The sequence below is a fragment of the Pseudomonas sp. BNK-15 genome, assembly GCF_047456105.1.
Classification (GTDB): Bacteria; Pseudomonadota; Gammaproteobacteria; order Pseudomonadales; family Pseudomonadaceae; genus Aquipseudomonas; species Aquipseudomonas putida_E.
The window spans coordinates 1318420-1334337 of record NZ_CP179898.1 but is presented as its reverse complement, the minus strand read 5'-3'; the positions used below and the strand labels follow the sequence as shown (position 1 = coordinate 1334337).

The 15918-nt window shown below is 59.4% G+C and carries 12 protein-coding genes; 8 read left to right on the top strand and 4 right to left on the bottom strand.

The window, feature by feature from the left end:
- Nucleotides 1-51: 51 nt before the first annotated feature.
- Both ACMGF5_RS06010 and ACMGF5_RS06005 read right to left on the bottom strand, forming a co-directional pair.
- Nucleotides 52-1719, bottom strand: coding sequence for an ATP-binding cassette domain-containing protein (locus tag ACMGF5_RS06010; protein WP_414157650.1), 1668 nt, complete (start codon nucleotides 1717-1719; stop codon nucleotides 52-54).
- 1 nt (nucleotide 1720) lies between these two features.
- On the bottom strand, nucleotides 1721-2365 hold the full coding sequence (locus ACMGF5_RS06005) for a YcaO-like family protein (protein ID WP_414157847.1): 645 nt from the start codon (nucleotides 2363-2365) through the stop codon (nucleotides 1721-1723).
- 1065 nt (nucleotides 2366-3430) lie between these two features.
- On the opposite strand from ACMGF5_RS06005, the gene ACMGF5_RS06000 reads away from it, so the two are divergent.
- A complete protein-coding gene (locus ACMGF5_RS06000; RefSeq protein WP_042111780.1) occupies nucleotides 3431-5734 on the top strand; it encodes a YgiQ family radical SAM protein in 2304 nt (767 codons plus the stop codon).
- Nucleotides 5735-6278: 544 nt separating this feature from the next.
- Nucleotides 6279-6728 carry an azurin gene (gene azu / locus ACMGF5_RS05995; RefSeq protein WP_042111778.1) on the top strand — a complete coding sequence of 150 codons (450 nt, stop codon included), beginning with the start codon at nucleotides 6279-6281 and terminating at the stop codon, nucleotides 6726-6728.
- Between the two features lie 115 nt (nucleotides 6729-6843).
- On the opposite strand, the gene nadE is transcribed toward azu, so the two are convergent.
- Both nadE and pncB read right to left on the bottom strand, forming a co-directional pair.
- Nucleotides 6844-7671, bottom strand: a complete 828-nt coding sequence (gene nadE / locus ACMGF5_RS05990) for an ammonia-dependent NAD(+) synthetase (RefSeq protein WP_115273772.1) — start codon at nucleotides 7669-7671, stop codon at nucleotides 6844-6846.
- Between the two features lie 3 nt (nucleotides 7672-7674).
- Nucleotides 7675-8880, bottom strand: coding sequence for a nicotinate phosphoribosyltransferase (gene pncB / locus ACMGF5_RS05985; RefSeq protein ID WP_414157649.1), 1206 nt, complete (start codon nucleotides 8878-8880; stop codon nucleotides 7675-7677).
- 468 nt (nucleotides 8881-9348) lie between these two features.
- Between pncB and ACMGF5_RS05980 the strand changes: the two genes are divergently transcribed.
- The 6 genes from ACMGF5_RS05980 to ACMGF5_RS05955 all read left to right on the top strand — a co-directional run bounded on the left by ACMGF5_RS05980 (nucleotide 9349) and on the right by ACMGF5_RS05955 (nucleotide 15817).
- The gene (locus tag ACMGF5_RS05980; protein WP_115273774.1) at nucleotides 9349-10485 is read left to right on the top strand and encodes a branched-chain amino acid ABC transporter substrate-binding protein; all 1137 of its coding nucleotides are present in this window, start codon (nucleotides 9349-9351) and stop codon (nucleotides 10483-10485) included.
- 154 nt (nucleotides 10486-10639) lie between these two features.
- On the top strand, nucleotides 10640-11554 hold the full coding sequence (locus ACMGF5_RS05975; RefSeq protein WP_012316457.1) for an ABC transporter permease subunit: 915 nt from the start codon (nucleotides 10640-10642) through the stop codon (nucleotides 11552-11554).
- A gap of 2 nt (nucleotides 11555-11556) precedes the next feature.
- Nucleotides 11557-12858, top strand: coding sequence for a high-affinity branched-chain amino acid ABC transporter permease LivM (gene livM / locus ACMGF5_RS05970; RefSeq protein WP_046787813.1), 1302 nt, complete (start codon nucleotides 11557-11559; stop codon nucleotides 12856-12858).
- Entirely contained in the window at nucleotides 12855-13730 is an 876-nt protein-coding gene (locus ACMGF5_RS05965; RefSeq protein ID WP_012316455.1) for an ATP-binding cassette domain-containing protein, read from the top strand. The genes livM and ACMGF5_RS05965 overlap by 4 nt, the downstream gene beginning before the upstream one ends.
- A complete protein-coding gene (locus ACMGF5_RS05960; RefSeq protein ID WP_012316454.1) occupies nucleotides 13727-14443 on the top strand; it encodes an ABC transporter ATP-binding protein in 717 nt (238 codons plus the stop codon). Before ACMGF5_RS05965 ends, ACMGF5_RS05960 begins: the two co-directional genes overlap by 4 nt.
- Before the next feature lie 606 nt (nucleotides 14444-15049).
- On the top strand, nucleotides 15050-15817 hold the full coding sequence (locus tag ACMGF5_RS05955) for an SDR family oxidoreductase (protein ID WP_346640875.1): 768 nt from the start codon (nucleotides 15050-15052) through the stop codon (nucleotides 15815-15817).
- Nucleotides 15818-15918 lie beyond the last annotated feature (101 nt).

Here is a 15918-nt window from a genome sequence, read left to right as displayed (position 1 = left end):
CCGTGAAGAATTCAGTGCGGCGGGTCGCACCGGCTGCGCCGTTGTTCGGGGCTAAAGCCGGTCCCGCAAGGTGTGCGACGCGCCGGCTAGCTCAGGGTTCTGAGCAATTTTCGCTTGCACCTGGCTAACTATCCGCCCCTCGTTCAGTGTGATCACTCGGTCAAATCGTGACAGCGCGCTTTGATCATGCGTCACGCAAATCAGCCCTCTCCCTTGGAACGCTTCGAACAACAGATCCCAGGAACGCTCGGCCGATCCGGCATCGAGCCCAGCTGTGGGTTCGTCAAAGAAATTGAATTCGCCTGGCTGATTGAGAACGCGTAGCAGCGTCAGCCTTCGTGCTTCGCCGCCCGAAATGGATTCTGCGCGTGCATCCAGGTCAAGTTCGTACCAGTCTTTATCCAAGCCCAGCCGCTCAAGCCATCGTTCGATTTGAGCGCGATCATGATCATGCCCGAACAGTACTGCACGGGGCAGTGGGCCGGGTAGAAAGTGCGCATCCTGAGGGCAGAGTCTTAAGCGACTGAACTGCGCGCAAGCATCGAGCTCAGCCAGGCACCTGCCGTACAATTGAACATGCTCGCGCAACTGGAATACCGTTCCAGCCAGCGCATGCAGAAGCGTCGATTTGCCACACCCGCTGGACCCTATCAGCGCGACCCGTTCTCCTTTGTGCAGCACCAATGGTTCTTCGATTTGCAGTTGCACACTGTTCCGAGCGCTTAGCAGGCACGGGGCGATGCGCAGCCCTGCGTTATTGTCATGTGATTTCGACTCAGCAGAGCATGTCGGACCGAACGGCGGGAGTCGGAGCCAGTGTTCAAGTTTTTGTTTGTCGAGCCTGAACTGGTCTAGTAGTCGCCAGGCCTCAGCCAGTTGCGCAACCCCTGCCAGCAATCCACTCACCAAGGTGAAAAGAGCAACGAGTTCGCCCAAGCTCAATTGCGGTGTTGTCAGAGCCTGATCCTGGATGCCCCACATGAGCAGACCGCCACTGCCCAGGCCAATGAACAAAGTGCGCAAGCCCTGAACCCAGCCCCCGCTGTGGGCTACCCTCACCGCTGAGTCGGCATAGGCCGAGAGTGTATGGTTGACCGGGAGCATCGCCGCATGCTCCGCCTTTTCCAGTTTGACCGTCGCCGCGCTCGCGAAGGTATCCACCCATTGTTCCGCCAGTTCATCCTCTCGCGAGTTCACTGCCTCTATATGTGGTCGGCGCCAGCGCACCAGTCGATCATTTGCCCATAGATACGCCAGACTCAAGGGGATGAGACCGATCAATACCGAGGTAGCCCCCAGATATGCGAAGAGCGTAATCAGCACTGTAGCTTCAGCTAGTACCGGCCAAGCTGAACCAATCAGAAAGCCTAGCCAGCGCTCCTGTGCCGTAATTCCCCTATCCAGCACCTTTACCAGTGTTCCGCCATGGAGTTGTCCATAGGCCTCGAAGCGTTTGTCCAACAACGCTCGGCACCAGCGGATGGAGAGCTGTTTCACGCGATCCTGGCAGAGCCGTGCAAGACACCAGGCTTGCAAAGGGGTCATTGAGGCTTGTAATGCGATAAGGCATATGTAGGCTCCGAGTAGAAGCTGGGTAGGCGCGGCTGAGCTGGATATGTTGTCAATGATGTCGGCCAATATCAGGGCGGGTACGACGGTCGCGACTTTCAGGACCAATGTCGCGCTCAAGGCGGCGATGATTCCTCGATAGATATGCATGTCATTCCCTAATGCCTTTGAATGCGCTCTGCGGCGCGACTGGAATACCTGATCTGATCAGGTGGAATCGCTCCAGTCCGGGTATGAAAACCTGCAGAACCGTGGCGAGATTCGGGTGTTCATAAAGTGTGCGATAAAATACGGCCTTATTTTGTTTTTTCAGATTGATGTGTATGCGCTTGATTTGCCCGCGCACGCTGAGCTCGGTGTGCGGTGGGTGAAACGTGGGCACGGCGTACGTGGGGCAGGGATTTATAAGTGAAGCCAGCCGGGCTGAGTGGGCAAGCATTTTTTCAGCAGAAAGGTCTTCTTGTTTTTCTCTTGGGCCATAAAGTTGTTTGCACTGAAGGTGCTCGGTTACGGCACGATACATTGCAGTGTATGGGTCGAGTGAACTGCCGGAGCCTACGCTACTGAGTGAACCTTCTGTTTTATCGGGAGAAACAGCGATGCAAAATGGCACCTCATAGAAATCGTGGGTCAAGAATATTTCCAGCTTCTTTGCGTGACGAAGAAGCTCGGCATCATGAGCGAAGGTCTCTTCCAAGAATGAAGTAGAGGGGCGGTAGAGTTCTGGCGGTGAGGCCAGCCCGCAGAGTGACAGGTAGTAAACCGAGAGGGCGTGGCGTTCGATCGCTTCATTAATGGCGTGTAGCAGAGCCTCGTTCTCTGTGCAACCAAGAGCTGTGCCAGAGTTGGTGGCATATTTGGAAAGAAAGCCCGCTGCCGTTTTTCTATGTCATCAATGTTTCTGGTTGAGGGTGCTATTATTATTGCAGGTATCTTTATTTCGTCGTAGCTGTCCAGGCCTTGAAGTCTGAGATAAGGTACCTGGCAACCAGGCGGTAGTGAGTTGAGCAACCAGTCGTCAAATGGTTCTATCGACTTCAATATTTGGTCGCTGTCGATGATGGTAGAAGTTATATCGTCGACGAAGTAATGCTCCAGACTTTCGGTAAGCGCTCCAAGTTCGCAGTACTCGCCCTTTCCTGCTCCGCAAGAGACCTCTTTGTAGGCGCTGTCGTACAAGTGGCAGGTGGCGACCAGTTTGTTGGTTCTTGCTAATGTTGTTCTTGAATTAAGTCCCAAGTGCTGATGCAGTCTGGTCAGGCGATCGTAGGCTTCGTCTATGTTCAGCTCGCGCTCGGTAATCATCTATGACTCCTTGGTAGTGCCAGAAGGGGTAGCCCCTTCTGGCTTATCGCTTACAGGAGGTTGAGGAAGTCAATCTCGGATTCGATGAATGTGGAGTTCATCACGCGAGGGATCTGCAGCGTGTTGATTTCAGAGCGACGACGTCCCATGGTTAGTACGCCTTCAGAGTTGCTTTAAGTGCGCTTTCCCCGCATGAGTGTTGTATCACTTGTTTTTTTGCGGGTTCAAGAACTGGTCGGGATTCGTGGCGGAAAGTTATCGTAGGATTTCTTCCCGGTGTTTGAAGTTCGATTCCTACAATTTTTTAAGAGGCAAAGAAAACGTTCTAACAATTAACAAGTTAGCGTTTGCTGAGGGTTGGAGGGGCTAAATATTCTGTAAAAACCTTTTTTGGCAAATACTGGCGACCCAACACAAACCCAAGCCAGCCACGTGGCGCTTCCCGCCCCAACCGTCGCCCCACTCGCCAATCCCCACGAAGGCAGTCGGATTTGGTCAAATTTTGTGCTATATTCCGCGCCCGCGATTTCCCTGCACAACAGAACCGGTCACTGACATGCAAGCAGCCAAACCACTCTACGACTATCCCAAGTACTGGGCCGAATGCTTCGGGCCAGCACCTTTCCTGCCGATGAGCAGGGAGGAGATGGATCTGCTCGGCTGGGATTCCTGCGACATCATCATCGTGACCGGTGATGCCTACGTCGATCATCCGTCATTCGGCATGGCCATCATCGGCCGCCTGCTGGAAGCCCAGGGCTTTCGCGTGGGCATCATTGCCCAGCCGAACTGGCAGTCCAAAGACGACTTCATGAAGCTTGGTGAGCCGAACCTGTTCTTCGGCGTCGCGGCGGGCAACATGGATTCGATGATCAACCGCTACACCGCAGACAAGAAAATCCGCTCTGACGATGCCTACACCCCGGGCGGCATGGCCGGCAAGCGCCCTGACCGCGCCAGCCTGGTGTACAGCCAGCGCTGCAAGGAAGCCTACAAGCACGTGCCGATCGTGCTCGGTGGCATCGAGGCATCGCTGCGCCGCATCGCCCACTATGACTACTGGCAGGACAAGGTTCGCCATTCGATCCTGATCGACGCCAGCGCCGACATCCTGCTGTACGGCAATGCCGAGCGGGCGATCGTCGAGGTCGCTCAGCGCCTGTCCAGTGGCCAGAGCATCGAAAGCATCACCGATGTGCGCGGTACCGCATTCGTGCGTCGTGACACGCCCGAGGGCTGGTACGAGATCGACTCGACCCGCATCGACCGCCCTGGCCGCGTCGACAAGATCATCAACCCGTACGTCAATACCCAGGACACCCAGGCCTGCGCCATCGAGCAGGCCAAGGGCGACCAGGAAGACCCCAACGAAGCCAAGGTCGTGCAGATCCTCGACAGCCCGCGCATGACCCGCGACAAGTCGGTGATCCGCCTGCCATCGTTCGAGAAGGTGCGTAACGACCCGGTGCTCTACGCCCACGCCAACCGTGTGTTGCACCTGGAGACCAACCCTGGCAACGCTCGTGCGCTGGTGCAGAAGCACGGCGAAGTGGATGTGTGGTTCAACCCGCCACCCATTCCAATGACCACCGAGGAAATGGACTACGTGTTCGGCATGCCCTATGCCCGTATTCCACACCCGGCCTACGGCAAAGAGCGCATCCCGGCCTACGAGATGATCCGCTTCTCGGTGAACATCATGCGTGGCTGCTTCGGCGGCTGTACCTTCTGCTCGATCACCGAGCACGAAGGCCGGATCATCCAGAACCGCTCCCATGAGTCGATCCTGCACGAAATCGAGGAAATGCGTGACAAGGTGCCTGGCTTCACCGGCGTGGTCTCCGACCTTGGCGGGCCGACGGCCAACATGTACCGCATCGCCTGCAAGAGCCCGGAGATCGAGAAGCACTGCCGCAAGCCGTCGTGCGTGTTCCCGGGCATCTGCGAAAACCTCAACACCGACCACAGCTCGCTGATCGAGCTGTATCGCAAGGCGCGCGCCCTGCCGGGTGTGAAGAAGATCCTGATTGCGTCGGGCCTGCGCTATGACCTGGCAGTGGAATCGCCGGAGTACGTCAAGGAGCTGGTCACCCACCACGTGGGCGGTTACCTGAAGATTGCCCCGGAGCACACCGAGCGTGGCCCGCTGGACAAGATGATGAAGCCGGGCATCGGCTCCTACGACCGCTTCAAGCGCATGTTCGAGAAGTACTCGAAAGAGGCGGGCAAAGAGCAGTACCTGATCCCGTACTTCATCGCTGCGCACCCAGGCACCACCGACGAAGACATGATGAACCTCGCCCTGTGGCTCAAGGGCAACGGCTTCCGCGCCGACCAGGTGCAGGCGTTCTACCCGTCGCCCATGGCCTCGGCCACGGCCATGTACCACTCGGGCAAGAACCCGCTGCGCAAGGTCACTTACAAGAGTGAAGGCGTGGAGATCGTCAAGAGCGACGAGCAGCGCCGCTTGCACAAGGCGTTCCTGCGCTATCACGACCCGAAGGGCTGGCCGATGCTGCGTGAGGCACTGGAGCGTATGGGCCGTGCCGACCTCATTGGCCCGGGCAAGCATCAGCTGATCCCGCTGCACCAGCCGCAGACCGACACCTACCAGAGTGCACGGCGCAAGAACTCGACACCGGCCGGCAGCCACAAGGTGGGCAAGGATCAGAAGATCCTCACTCAGCACACCGGTTTGCCGCCGCGTGGCAGTGACGGCAGCAAGCCGTGGGACAAGCGTGAGAAGGCCAAGGCTGAAGCGTTCGCCCGCAATCAGCAGGCGGCCAAGGAGCGCAAGGAAGCGGCAAAAGGTGGTGGCAAAGGCAACAAGAAGCCACGCCAGCCTGTCATTCCGCGCTGATTGATTCTTGGGGCTGCTTTGCAGCCCATCGCGACACAAGGCCGCTCCTGCAATGTCCGCGCAAGCACAATTCATTTGGCAGCGCGGTCGATGTTGGAGCGGCCTTGTGTCGCGAAAGGACCGCAAAGCGGTCCCAAAAGCCTCTGGGTCAATCAGGCTTCTTGTCGACCCACTTCGCCGCCAAGGCCGAGAAAACCACGCGACTTCTCGTTGAGTCCATCCGCATCAAACAAGCCTGGCCTTAATGTTCGAAGGCAGTTGTCACTCCGGGCGGGAGAATTCACAGATCGCACCGCTGGCCCCGTGGGCGTAGGCGGCGAGCAGGCTGTTCATGAAACTTGAGAGGGCCATTGCAGTTGCTCCTGAATGAGAGGTTGTCCCATCGTCCATTAAAAGGGCATGATGTGCCCTTAGATTGGTTGTATACAATCCATTGAACAATTCAACTGGCTGGCCACTTGACACCCTTTGATGCATGTCAGCAAGGGGCTGAACGGTTTCAGGCAGTCTCGCAATTGATAAAACCCTGCCAAGGAGATTCATGATGTTTGCGAAAGCTGTAGCGGTATCCCTGCTGACCCTCGCCAGCGCCTCCGTCTTCGCCGCCGAGTGCTCGGTAACTGTCGACTCGACTGACCAGATGTCCTACACCACCAAGGAATTCACCGTCGACAAGAGCTGCAAAGAGTTCACCGTGAAGCTGACCCATTCCGGCAACCTGCCGAAAAACGTGATGGGCCACAATCTGGTGATCAGCAAGACTGCCGACATGCAGGCCATTGCCACTGAAGGCATGAGCCAAGGCATCGACAAAGGCTATCTGAAGGAAGACAACGCCAACATCATCGCCCACACCGCGATGATCGGTGCACCTGAGAAAGAAACCGAAGTGAAGTTCGACACTTCCAAGCTGGAAGCGGGTGGCGATTACAGCTTCTTCTGCACCTTCCCCGGCCACATCTCGATGATGAAGGGCAAGGTTGTAGTCAAGTAATGACAGCTTGAAAGCAGGGGAGGGCTTTGCCCTCCTTCGCGACACAAGGCCGCGCCTACAGTCCTGTAGGAGCGGCCTTGTGTCGCGAAAGGGCCGCAAAGCGGCCCCAGAGGTCTCACGGTGCGAACGGCAGTTCGCGCTTGTGTTGGGTCTTGCGGTAGGTGGCGACGATGATGTCGAACGCTTCCTGCTCAACCGGCAGCCCATGCAGGAAGGCATCGATCTGTTGGTAGGTCACGCCATGCGAGGCCTCGTCAGGCTTGCCTGGTTCCAGGTCTTCCAAATCCGCAGTAGGCACCTTCTCCACCAGCGACTCCGGCGCCCCAAAGCTGCGCGCAATGGCCCGCACCTGGTTCTTTACCAGGCCGCTCAGCGGGGCCAGGTCGCAGGCACCGTCACCAAACTTGGTAAAGAAGCCCATCACCGCCTCGGCGGCGTGGTCGGTGCCGATCACCAGGCCAGCGCGGGCGCCAGCGATGGTGTACTGCGCGACCATGCGTGTACGCGCCTTGACGTTGCCCACGACGAAGTCCACCAGTGACGGCGAGCCGTCTTTCAATGCTTGCACCTCTGCGGCCAGCGCACGCACGGCAGGTGCAATATCAACGGTGTGCACTTCATCGGCGTTGATCACTTCCAGGCACGCCTGGGCGTCGTGCTCGTCATGCTGTACCTGGTACGGCAGGCGCACGGCAATGAAGCGGTAGGCCGGGTCGCTGGTTTCGGCGCGCAACTCGTTGATGGCGCGTTGGGCGAGCAGGGCGGCAGTCAGCGAATCGACGCCCCCGCTGATGCCCAGTACCAGGGTCTTGAGGCGGGCGTTGGCCAGGCAATCCTTGATGAACGCCACGCGCCGGGCGACTTCGGCCTCGAGCGCAGCGGCGTCTGCGAACGGCGGCTGCACGTTGAGCGCCTGGGCAATCTCTTGCTGAACGGCTTGCATGGGTTACTCCTTGCTGGGGATTTTGAACACGTGACGCATGTAGGCGACGAAATTCTCGTCGCGGCACTGGGTCTTGGCGGCCTCGTCAGAGATCTTCGCCACCGGCGAGCCGTTGCAGTCGGTCATTTTAAGCACGATATTCATCGGCGCCACGCCGGGGATGTCGCAGGTCAGGTTGGTGCCGATGCCGAAACTGACGTTGATGCGCCCGCGCAGGGCACGGAAGATCTGCAGCGCGCGGGTCAGGTTGAGGCCGTCGGAGAACACCAGGGTCTTGGTCATCGGGTCGATCCCCAACCTCTGGTAATGGGCGATGGCCTTTTCCGCCCAGGCCACCGGCTCACCCGAGTCGTGGCGCAGGCCGTCGAACAGCTTGGCGAAGTACAGGTCGAAATCGCTGAGGAAGGCATCCATGGTGATGCAGTCGGTCAGGGCGATGCCGAGCAGGCCGCGGTACTCCCGGACCCAGCAGTCCAGGGCGGCGATCTGGCTGTCGATCAGCCGCGGGCCGAGCTGCTGGTGGGCCATGATCCATTCGTGGGCCATGGTGCCCAGCGGCTTGATATCCAGTTTCCATGCCAAATCGACGTTGCTGGTACCGACGAAGCGGGCCGGGAAGTCATTGCGCAGTACCCGCACCACCTCCTCCTGCACGCGGCTGGAAAAACGCCGGCGGGTGCCGAAGTCGGCCACTTGCAGCTCGGCCAGTTCGTCGGCGCTGGCATGCGCCTGTAGCCAGTCGAACTTGCGGTAGAGCTGGTCACGGGCCTCGGCCAGGCGCATGCGCGGGTGCAGGTGGCGGTTGCGCACTTCGCTGATGATGGCCAGCAGCGGGACTTCGAAGAGGATCACATGCAGCCAGGGCCCTTTGAGCCGCAGGTACAGCTGGTCGCCCTCGATACCAACCTGCACATAGCGCAGGTTGAAACGGAACAGGCGCAGAAAGCGCAGGAAGTCGGGCTTGAGGAAGCTGATGCGTTCGAGGAAGGCCAGCTGGCCATCATCGAGGGTAAGTTCGCTCAGCCGTTCGAGCTGGTTGCGGATCTCGCCCAGATAGGGGCGCAAGTCTTCGCCATTGCGGCAGCGGAATTCCCACTCCACGTCGGCATCCGGGTAGTTGTGCAGCACGCCCTGCATCATGGTGAGCTTGTAGAAGTCGGTGTCGAGCAGGTTGTGCACGATGCGCTCAGCGAATGCGCTCTCGCTCATCAGGGTGGGCTCCAAAGCGGCGAATGGCGGTCATTGTGCCACAGGAAACGCGCCGAACTTGCCGGCAACGCGTTACCGGCGGGAGCGGGTGCGTGTGTTAAGACGCCGAAACAGACAAATCAGGTGTTTTTCCGTGCACCAGCTAGCCTTGAAACGGTGCCGCCTGTAGCAGTTGCGCACCAGTGGTGTGCACTTCGGTGACGTCTGCTGTTACAGGGTGGTTGCACGTAAACACTTGTCAGGGTTGCAATGATGGCACTCGGTGGTTGCTCCTTGTTTGCGCGCATGGTGGCGCTTGTCGCGTGGCAGACGGTTGCACACTCAGTAAAGAAAAGGCCGTCGGTCGCCTAGACGCGGCCCCAACAGTGTGATTTCCCGGAAGACAAAACCGATGGCACGGCCCTTGCTCTGAGCACAGGGCTGAGAAGTTGTAGTGCCAACCAAAAAAAACTCTAGGAGCACCACCTCATGTCGCAGACGTTTTACAAGAAAGGTTTCCTGGCACTGGCCGTGGCTACGGCACTGGGTGTTTCTTCGTATGTTCAGGCCGACGTCAAGATCGGTGTCGCGGGCCCGATGACCGGGGCTAACGCAGCGTTTGGCGAGCAATACATGAAAGGTGCCCAGGCGGCAGCTGACAAGATCAACGCTGCCGGTGGCGTCAACGGCGAAAAAATCATCCTGGTCAAAGGCGATGACGCCTGTGAGCCGAAACAGGCTGTATCGGTTGCCAACCGTCTGGTCGATCAGGACAAGGTAATCGGTGTGGTAGGCCACTTCTGCTCCTCCAACACCATTCCAGCTTCCGAGGTGTATGACGAAGCAGGCGTGATCGCCATCACCCCTGGCTCCACCAACCCACAAGTCACCGAGCGCGGGCTGAGCGCCATGTTCCGCATGTGCGGCCGTGACGACCAGCAGGGCATCGTTGCCGGTGACTACATCGTCGATGTGCTCAAGGGCAAGAAGGTGGCGGTGCTGCACGACAAGGACACCTACGGCCAGGGCCTGGCCGATGCAACCAAGGCGCAGCTGGAGAAGCGTGGCGTCAAGCCGGTGCTGTATGAAGGCCTGACCCGTGGCGAGAAAGACTTCAGCGCCGTGGTGACCAAGATCCGTTCCACCGGTGCCGACGTGGTCTACTTTGGCGGCCTTCACCCCGAAGCCGGTCCGCTGGTGCGTCAGCTGCGCGAGCAAGGCCTGAAGGACGTCAAGTTCATGTCCGATGACGGTATCGTCACCGACGAACTGGTCGCAACTGCGGGCGGCGCCCAGTACGTGGACGGCGTGTACATGACCTTCGGCGCCGACCCGCGCATGCTGCCAGACAGCAAGGCGGTGGTGGAAGAATTCCGCAAAGCCGGCACCGAGCCTGAAGGCTACACCCTCTACGCCTACGCTTCGCTGCAAGCCCTGGCCGCTGCCTTCAACGGCGCCAAGTCGAACAAGGGCGAAGACGCTGCCAAGTGGCTCAAGGCCAACTCGGTGCAGACCGTCATGGGCGAGAAGAAGTGGGACAGCAAAGGCGACCTGACTGTCTCTGACTACGTGGTCTATCAGTGGGACAAGGACGGCAAGTACCACCAGCTGGAAAAACAAAAATAACAACGGCAGCCAGCCCGGGCCTGCGCCCGGGCCGATGCCCCTGCGGTACCTGTCTTTATTCGGAGATCTGCACGGTTCTGCGCTGCGAGGGCCGCTTTATCCGTGGCCTGGCGTGCTCGGCGCTTGTGCAGTCTCGCTCAGGTGAGATTGCGTTATGGATGGTATTTTCCTGCAGCAACTGGTCAACGGCCTGACCCTCGGGTCGGTCTATGGCCTGATCGCCATCGGCTACACAATGGTCTATGGCATCATCGGCATGATCAACTTCGCGCACGGCGAGGTGTATATGATTTCCGCGTACCTCGCGGCAATCAGCCTGGCATTGCTGGCTTATTTCGGCATCGAGTCGTTCCCCCTGCTGATGTTGGGCACCTTGTTGTTCACCATCGTCGTCACGGGTGTGTATGGCTTCACCATTGAACGCATCGCCTACAAACCCCTGCGCAACTCCACCCGCCTGGCACCGCTGATCAGTGCCATCGGCATCTCGCTGATCCTGCAAAACTATGCGCAGATCAGCCAGGGCGCCCGCCAGCAAGGCGTGCCGACCCTGCTCGAAGGCGCCTGGCGCGTCGAAGTGGGCACTGGCTTCGTGCAACTGACCTACACCAAGATCTTCATCCTGATTGCCGCATTCGTCGGCATGGGGCTGCTCACCTATGTGATCAAGTACACCAAGCTCGGCCGTATGTGCCGCGCTACCCAGCAAGACCGCAAGATGGCCTCGATCCTTGGCATCAACACCGACCGGGTGATCTCCTACGTGTTCGTCATCGGCGCGGTGATGGCTGCGCTTGCCGGTGTGCTGATCACCATGAACTACGGCACCTTCGACTTCTACGCCGGCTTCATCATCGGCATCAAGGCATTCACCGCTGCGGTGCTCGGCGGCATCGGCTCGCTGCCCGGCGCCATGTTGGGCGGGATTATCCTGGGTATTTCCGAGTCGTTGTTCTCTGGCCTGATCAACTCCGACTACAAGGACGTGTTCAGCTTCTCGCTGCTGGTGCTGATCCTTATCTTCCGCCCACAAGGCCTGTTGGGTCGCCCGCTCGTGGCTAAGGTGTGAACATGTCCACTGCCAAAACTGCCTCCGTTTCCGAAACCCAAGGTTTCGATCTCAAACGCAGCTTGCTCGAGACCATCGTCGCCGGCCTGCTCGCGCTCATTGTCTTTGGTCCGGTCGTCGGCGTGGTGCTCGACGGCTATAGCTTCAATGCCGAACCCCGCCGCGTGGCCTGGCTGGTCGGTGGCGTGATGGCCGGGCGCTTCCTGCTCAGCCTGTACCTGCAGACCGCCGCAGGCAAACGCATGTTGCAAGGCTTCGACAGCGGCGGCTCGGGGGTGCACGTCAATGCACCGAACTACAAGTCGCGTCTGCGTTACATCATTCCGGCGCTGATCGTGATCGCCATCGTCTTCCCCATCTTCGCCAACAAGTACCTGCTGACCGTGGTCATCCTCGGCCTGATCTACGTGCTGCTGGGCCTTGGCCTGAACATCGTGGTGGGCCTGGCGGGCCTGCTCGACCTGGGCTACGTGGCGTTCTATGCCATTGGCGCCTATGGCTTGGCGCTGGGCTATCAGTACCTGGGGCTGGGGTTCTGGAGTGTGCTGCCACTGGCGGCCATCGCCGCGGCTCTGGCGGGGTGCATACTGGGCTTCCCGGTGTTGCGCATGCACGGTGACTACCTGGCGATCGTGACCCTGGGCTTTGGCGAGATCATCCGCCTGGTGCTGAACAACTGGCTGTCGTTCACCGGTGGCCCGAACGGCATGCCGGCCCCGGCGCCGACCTTCTTTGGCCTGGAGTTCGGCCGTCGAGCCAAGGATGGCGGGGTGCCGATCCACGAGTACTTCGGCTTCGATTACAACGCCAATCTGAAGTTCGTGTTCATCTATGCCGTGCTGTTCCTGGTCGTGCTGGCGGTGCTGTACATCAAGCATCGGCTGACCCGCATGCCGGTTGGCCGCGCTTGGGAAGCGCTGCGTGAGGACGAAATCGCCTGCCGCTCGATGGGCCTGAACCATGTGCTGGTCAAGCTTTCGGCCTTCACCCTGGGGGCCTCCACTGCGGGCCTCGCCGGGGTGTTCTTCGCCACCTACCAAGGCTTCGTCAACCCGTCCTCGTTCACCTTCTTCGAGTCGGCGCTGATTCTGGCCATTGTCGTACTGGGCGGCATGGGTTCGACCGTGGGCGTGGTGATCGCTGCGTTCGTACTGACCGTAGCGCCGGAGCTGCTGCGCAGCTTCTCCGAATACCGGGTGCTGCTGTTCGGTGTGCTGATGGTGCTGATGATGATCTGGCGACCGCGTGGGCTGATCCGCATCAGCCGCGCCGGTGTGGTCCCGCGTAAAGGAGTGGCGCCATGAGCGACGAAATCATTCTCTCGGTCGACAACCTGATGATGCAGTTCGGTGGCATCAAGGCGCTCAGCGACGTCAGCCTCAAGGTCAAGCGTAACCAGATCTTCGCCCTGATCGGCCCCAACGGCGCCGGCAAGACCACGGTGTTCAACTGCCTGACCGGTTTTTACAAGGCCAGCGGCGGGCGCATCGAGCTGAACGTGCGCGGCAGCCATACCAACGTCATCCAGTTGCTTGGTGAGCGCTTCCAGGCGGCGGACTTCGTTTCGCCGGCACGTTTTGGTTCGCGCCTGTACTACAAGATGTTCGGTGGCACCCACCTGGTCAACCGCGCGGGGCTGGCGCGCACCTTCCAGAACATTCGCCTGTTCAAGGAAATGTCGGTGGTGGAAAACCTGCTGGTCGCCCAGCACATGTGGGTCAACCGCAACCTGCTGGCCGGCGTGCTCAACACCAAGGCCTACCGCAAGGCCGAGAGTGATGCCCTGGACCACGCATTCTACTGGCTGGAGGTAGTCGATCTGGTCGACTGTGCCAACCGCCTGGCCGGGGAGCTGTCGTATGGCCAGCAACGCCGCCTGGAAATCGCCCGGGCCATGTGCACGCGGCCGAAGATCATCTGCCTGGACGAACCGGCGGCCGGCCTCAACCCGCAGGAGACCGAAGCACTTAGCCGTATGATCCGCGTGCTGCGTGACGAGCACGACATCACCGTGGTGCTGATCGAACACGACATGGGCATGGTCATGAGCATTTCCGACCATATCGTCGTGCTCGACCACGGCAACGTGATCGCCGAAGGCGCGCCGCAGGATATCCGCCACAACCCGACGGTGATCGCCGCCTACCTGGGTGCCGACGAAGAGGAGCTGGTATGAGTGCACCCATTCTGGAACTGAAGGACCTGGACGTGTTCTACGGGCCGATTCAGGCGTTGAAAAAGGTCTCGATGCACATCGATGAAGGTGAGACCGTGAGCCTGATCGGCGCCAACGGTGCCGGCAAGTCGACCCTGCTGATGTCCATCTTCGGCCAGCCGCGCGCAGCCTCGGGGCAGATTGTCTACCGTGGCACCGACATTACCCGCAAGTCGTCGCACTACATCGCATCCAATGGCATCGCCCAGTCGCCGGAAGGGCGCCGGGTGTTCCCCGACATGAGCGTCGAGGAAAACCTGATGATGGGTACCATCCCTATCGGTGACAAATATGCCAGTGAGGACATGCAACGCATGTTCGAGCTGTTCCCTCGGTTGAAGGAGCGGCGCAACCAGCGTGCGATGACCATGTCCGGTGGTGAGCAGCAGATGCTGGCCATTGCCCGTGCGCTGATGAGTCGGCCCAAGTTGCTGCTGCTCGACGAGCCGTCGCTGGGGCTGGCGCCGATCGTGGTCAAGCAGATCTTTTCGACCCTGCGCGAACTGGCCAAGACCGGGATGACCATCTTTCTGGTGGAGCAAAACGCCAACCATGCCTTGAAGTTGTCCGACCGGGCTTATGTCATGGTGAACGGCGAGATTCGCATGACCGGCACCGGGCAGGAGTTGTTGGTCAACGAAGAGGTTCGCAGCGCCTATCTTGGCGGGCACTAAGCTGAATCCGGGGCTGCTGTGCGGCCCCGATCGGCATCACCTGGCGAATGTGGACAACTTGTCGCATATCTTTCTTGAGCTTTGCCACAACCCCTACGCAAGCCATTGTTTCCACAGGCTCATTGTTGTCCACGGATAATGTGGAGCCGCCTGTGGAAAACATGGTGGCATCTAGCTGCAACCCAATGAGATCAAGGCCTGCAAGGTTCTGTTCATATTTTGATCAGTTGCTGTTATGAGTCATTCAGCGCGGGTTTTCGCAGACGCCTTAGAGCGCTAACGATAGGCTACCAGCCTGTGGATAACTCTGTGCGAAACCCTTGGACAGACTGCTGTAAGCGGCATGTTTGAAAGGGTGCGCCATTACCGCAACGCGTGATCCTGACCGTAGGTGGCTGAAAGGGTTCCGCCTGATGGCGAAGTTGCCCCCAATCCGTGGGGAAAGCCTTGTGGATAACATGCGCATAGCTCGCGCTGGACCCTCTGCCATGCGGCTTTGCGGGTAATGTACAAAAAATGACCAAGTGCCTCGATGGCTTGCTGACTACGCCCGTCGCGGGCATGCTGCAAAGCTTGCCGAAAATAATCCACAGCGAGGAACAGAGCATGACGTCCACCGTATTCATCACTGGCGCGACTTCCGGTTTTGGCGAGGCCACGGCTCGCCGCTTCGCCGACGCCGGCTGGAAGCTGATCCTCACCGGCCGGCGCAAGGATCGCCTGGATGCCCTGTGCGCCGAACTGTCGGCCAAGACCGAAGTGCACGGCCTGGTGCTCGATGTACGTGACCGCAAGGCCATGGAACACGCTATAGCCAACCTGCCAGCGGGCTTTGACAAGCTACGCGGGCTGGTCAATAACGCAGGCCTTGCGCTGGGCGTCGATGCGGCGCAGAACTGCAGCCTGGACGACTGGGAAACCATGGTCGATACCAACATCAAGGGCTTGATGTACACCACCCGCTTGCTGCTGCCACGCCTGATCGCCCACGGCCGGGGGGCGTCGATCCTCAACGTGGGGTCGGTGGCGGGCAACTATCCGTACCCTGGCAGCAACGTTTATGGCGGTACCAAGGCATTCGTCGGCCAGTTCTCGCTCAGCTTGCGTTGTGACCTGCGTGGCACGGGTGTGCGTGTCAGCAACCTTGAGCCAGGGCTGTGTGAAAGTGAGTTTTCGCTGGTGCGGTTCGGTGGGGACCAGGCCAAGTATGATGCCACCTACGCCGGTGCCGAGCCTATTCAGCCGCAGGATATCGCCGAGACCATCTTCTGGATCCTCAACCAGCCGGCCCACATCAACATCAACAGCCTGGAGCTTATGCCAGTGAGCCAGGACTGGGCTGGGTTATCGATTGATCGTTCGGTGAAGGGCTGATGCAGTAGGGTTGCTTCGCTGCCCAATCGCCGGCAGGCCGGCTGCCACAGGTGTTGCGGCCCCGCTTGCCCTGTGGAAAAACCAGCTTGCCGGCAATTGCG

Excerpts from the sequence above, each read along its gene's own strand:
- ACMGF5_RS05980 (WP_115273774.1), top strand. The coding sequence starts at position 9,349 with ATGTCGCAGACGTTTTACAAGAAAGGTTTCCTGGCACTGGCCGTGGCT.
- ACMGF5_RS06000 (WP_042111780.1), top strand. The coding sequence starts at position 3,431 with ATGCAAGCAGCCAAACCACTCTACGACTATCCCAAGTACTGGGCCGAA.
- azu (WP_042111778.1), top strand. The coding sequence starts at position 6,279 with ATGTTTGCGAAAGCTGTAGCGGTATCCCTGCTGACCCTCGCCAGCGCC.
- nadE (WP_115273772.1), bottom strand. The coding sequence starts at position 7,671 with ATGCAAGCCGTTCAGCAAGAGATTGCCCAGGCGCTCAACGTGCAGCCG.
- ACMGF5_RS05955 (WP_346640875.1), top strand. The coding sequence starts at position 15,050 with ATGACGTCCACCGTATTCATCACTGGCGCGACTTCCGGTTTTGGCGAG.
- livM (WP_046787813.1), top strand. The coding sequence starts at position 11,557 with ATGTCCACTGCCAAAACTGCCTCCGTTTCCGAAACCCAAGGTTTCGAT.
- ACMGF5_RS05965 (WP_012316455.1), top strand. The coding sequence starts at position 12,855 with ATGAGCGACGAAATCATTCTCTCGGTCGACAACCTGATGATGCAGTTC.
- ACMGF5_RS05960 (WP_012316454.1), top strand. The coding sequence starts at position 13,727 with ATGAGTGCACCCATTCTGGAACTGAAGGACCTGGACGTGTTCTACGGG.
- pncB (WP_414157649.1), bottom strand. The coding sequence starts at position 8,880 with ATGAGCGAGAGCGCATTCGCTGAGCGCATCGTGCACAACCTGCTCGAC.
- ACMGF5_RS06010 (WP_414157650.1), bottom strand. The coding sequence starts at position 1,719 with ATGCATATCTATCGAGGAATCATCGCCGCCTTGAGCGCGACATTGGTC.
- ACMGF5_RS05975 (WP_012316457.1), top strand. The coding sequence starts at position 10,640 with ATGGATGGTATTTTCCTGCAGCAACTGGTCAACGGCCTGACCCTCGGG.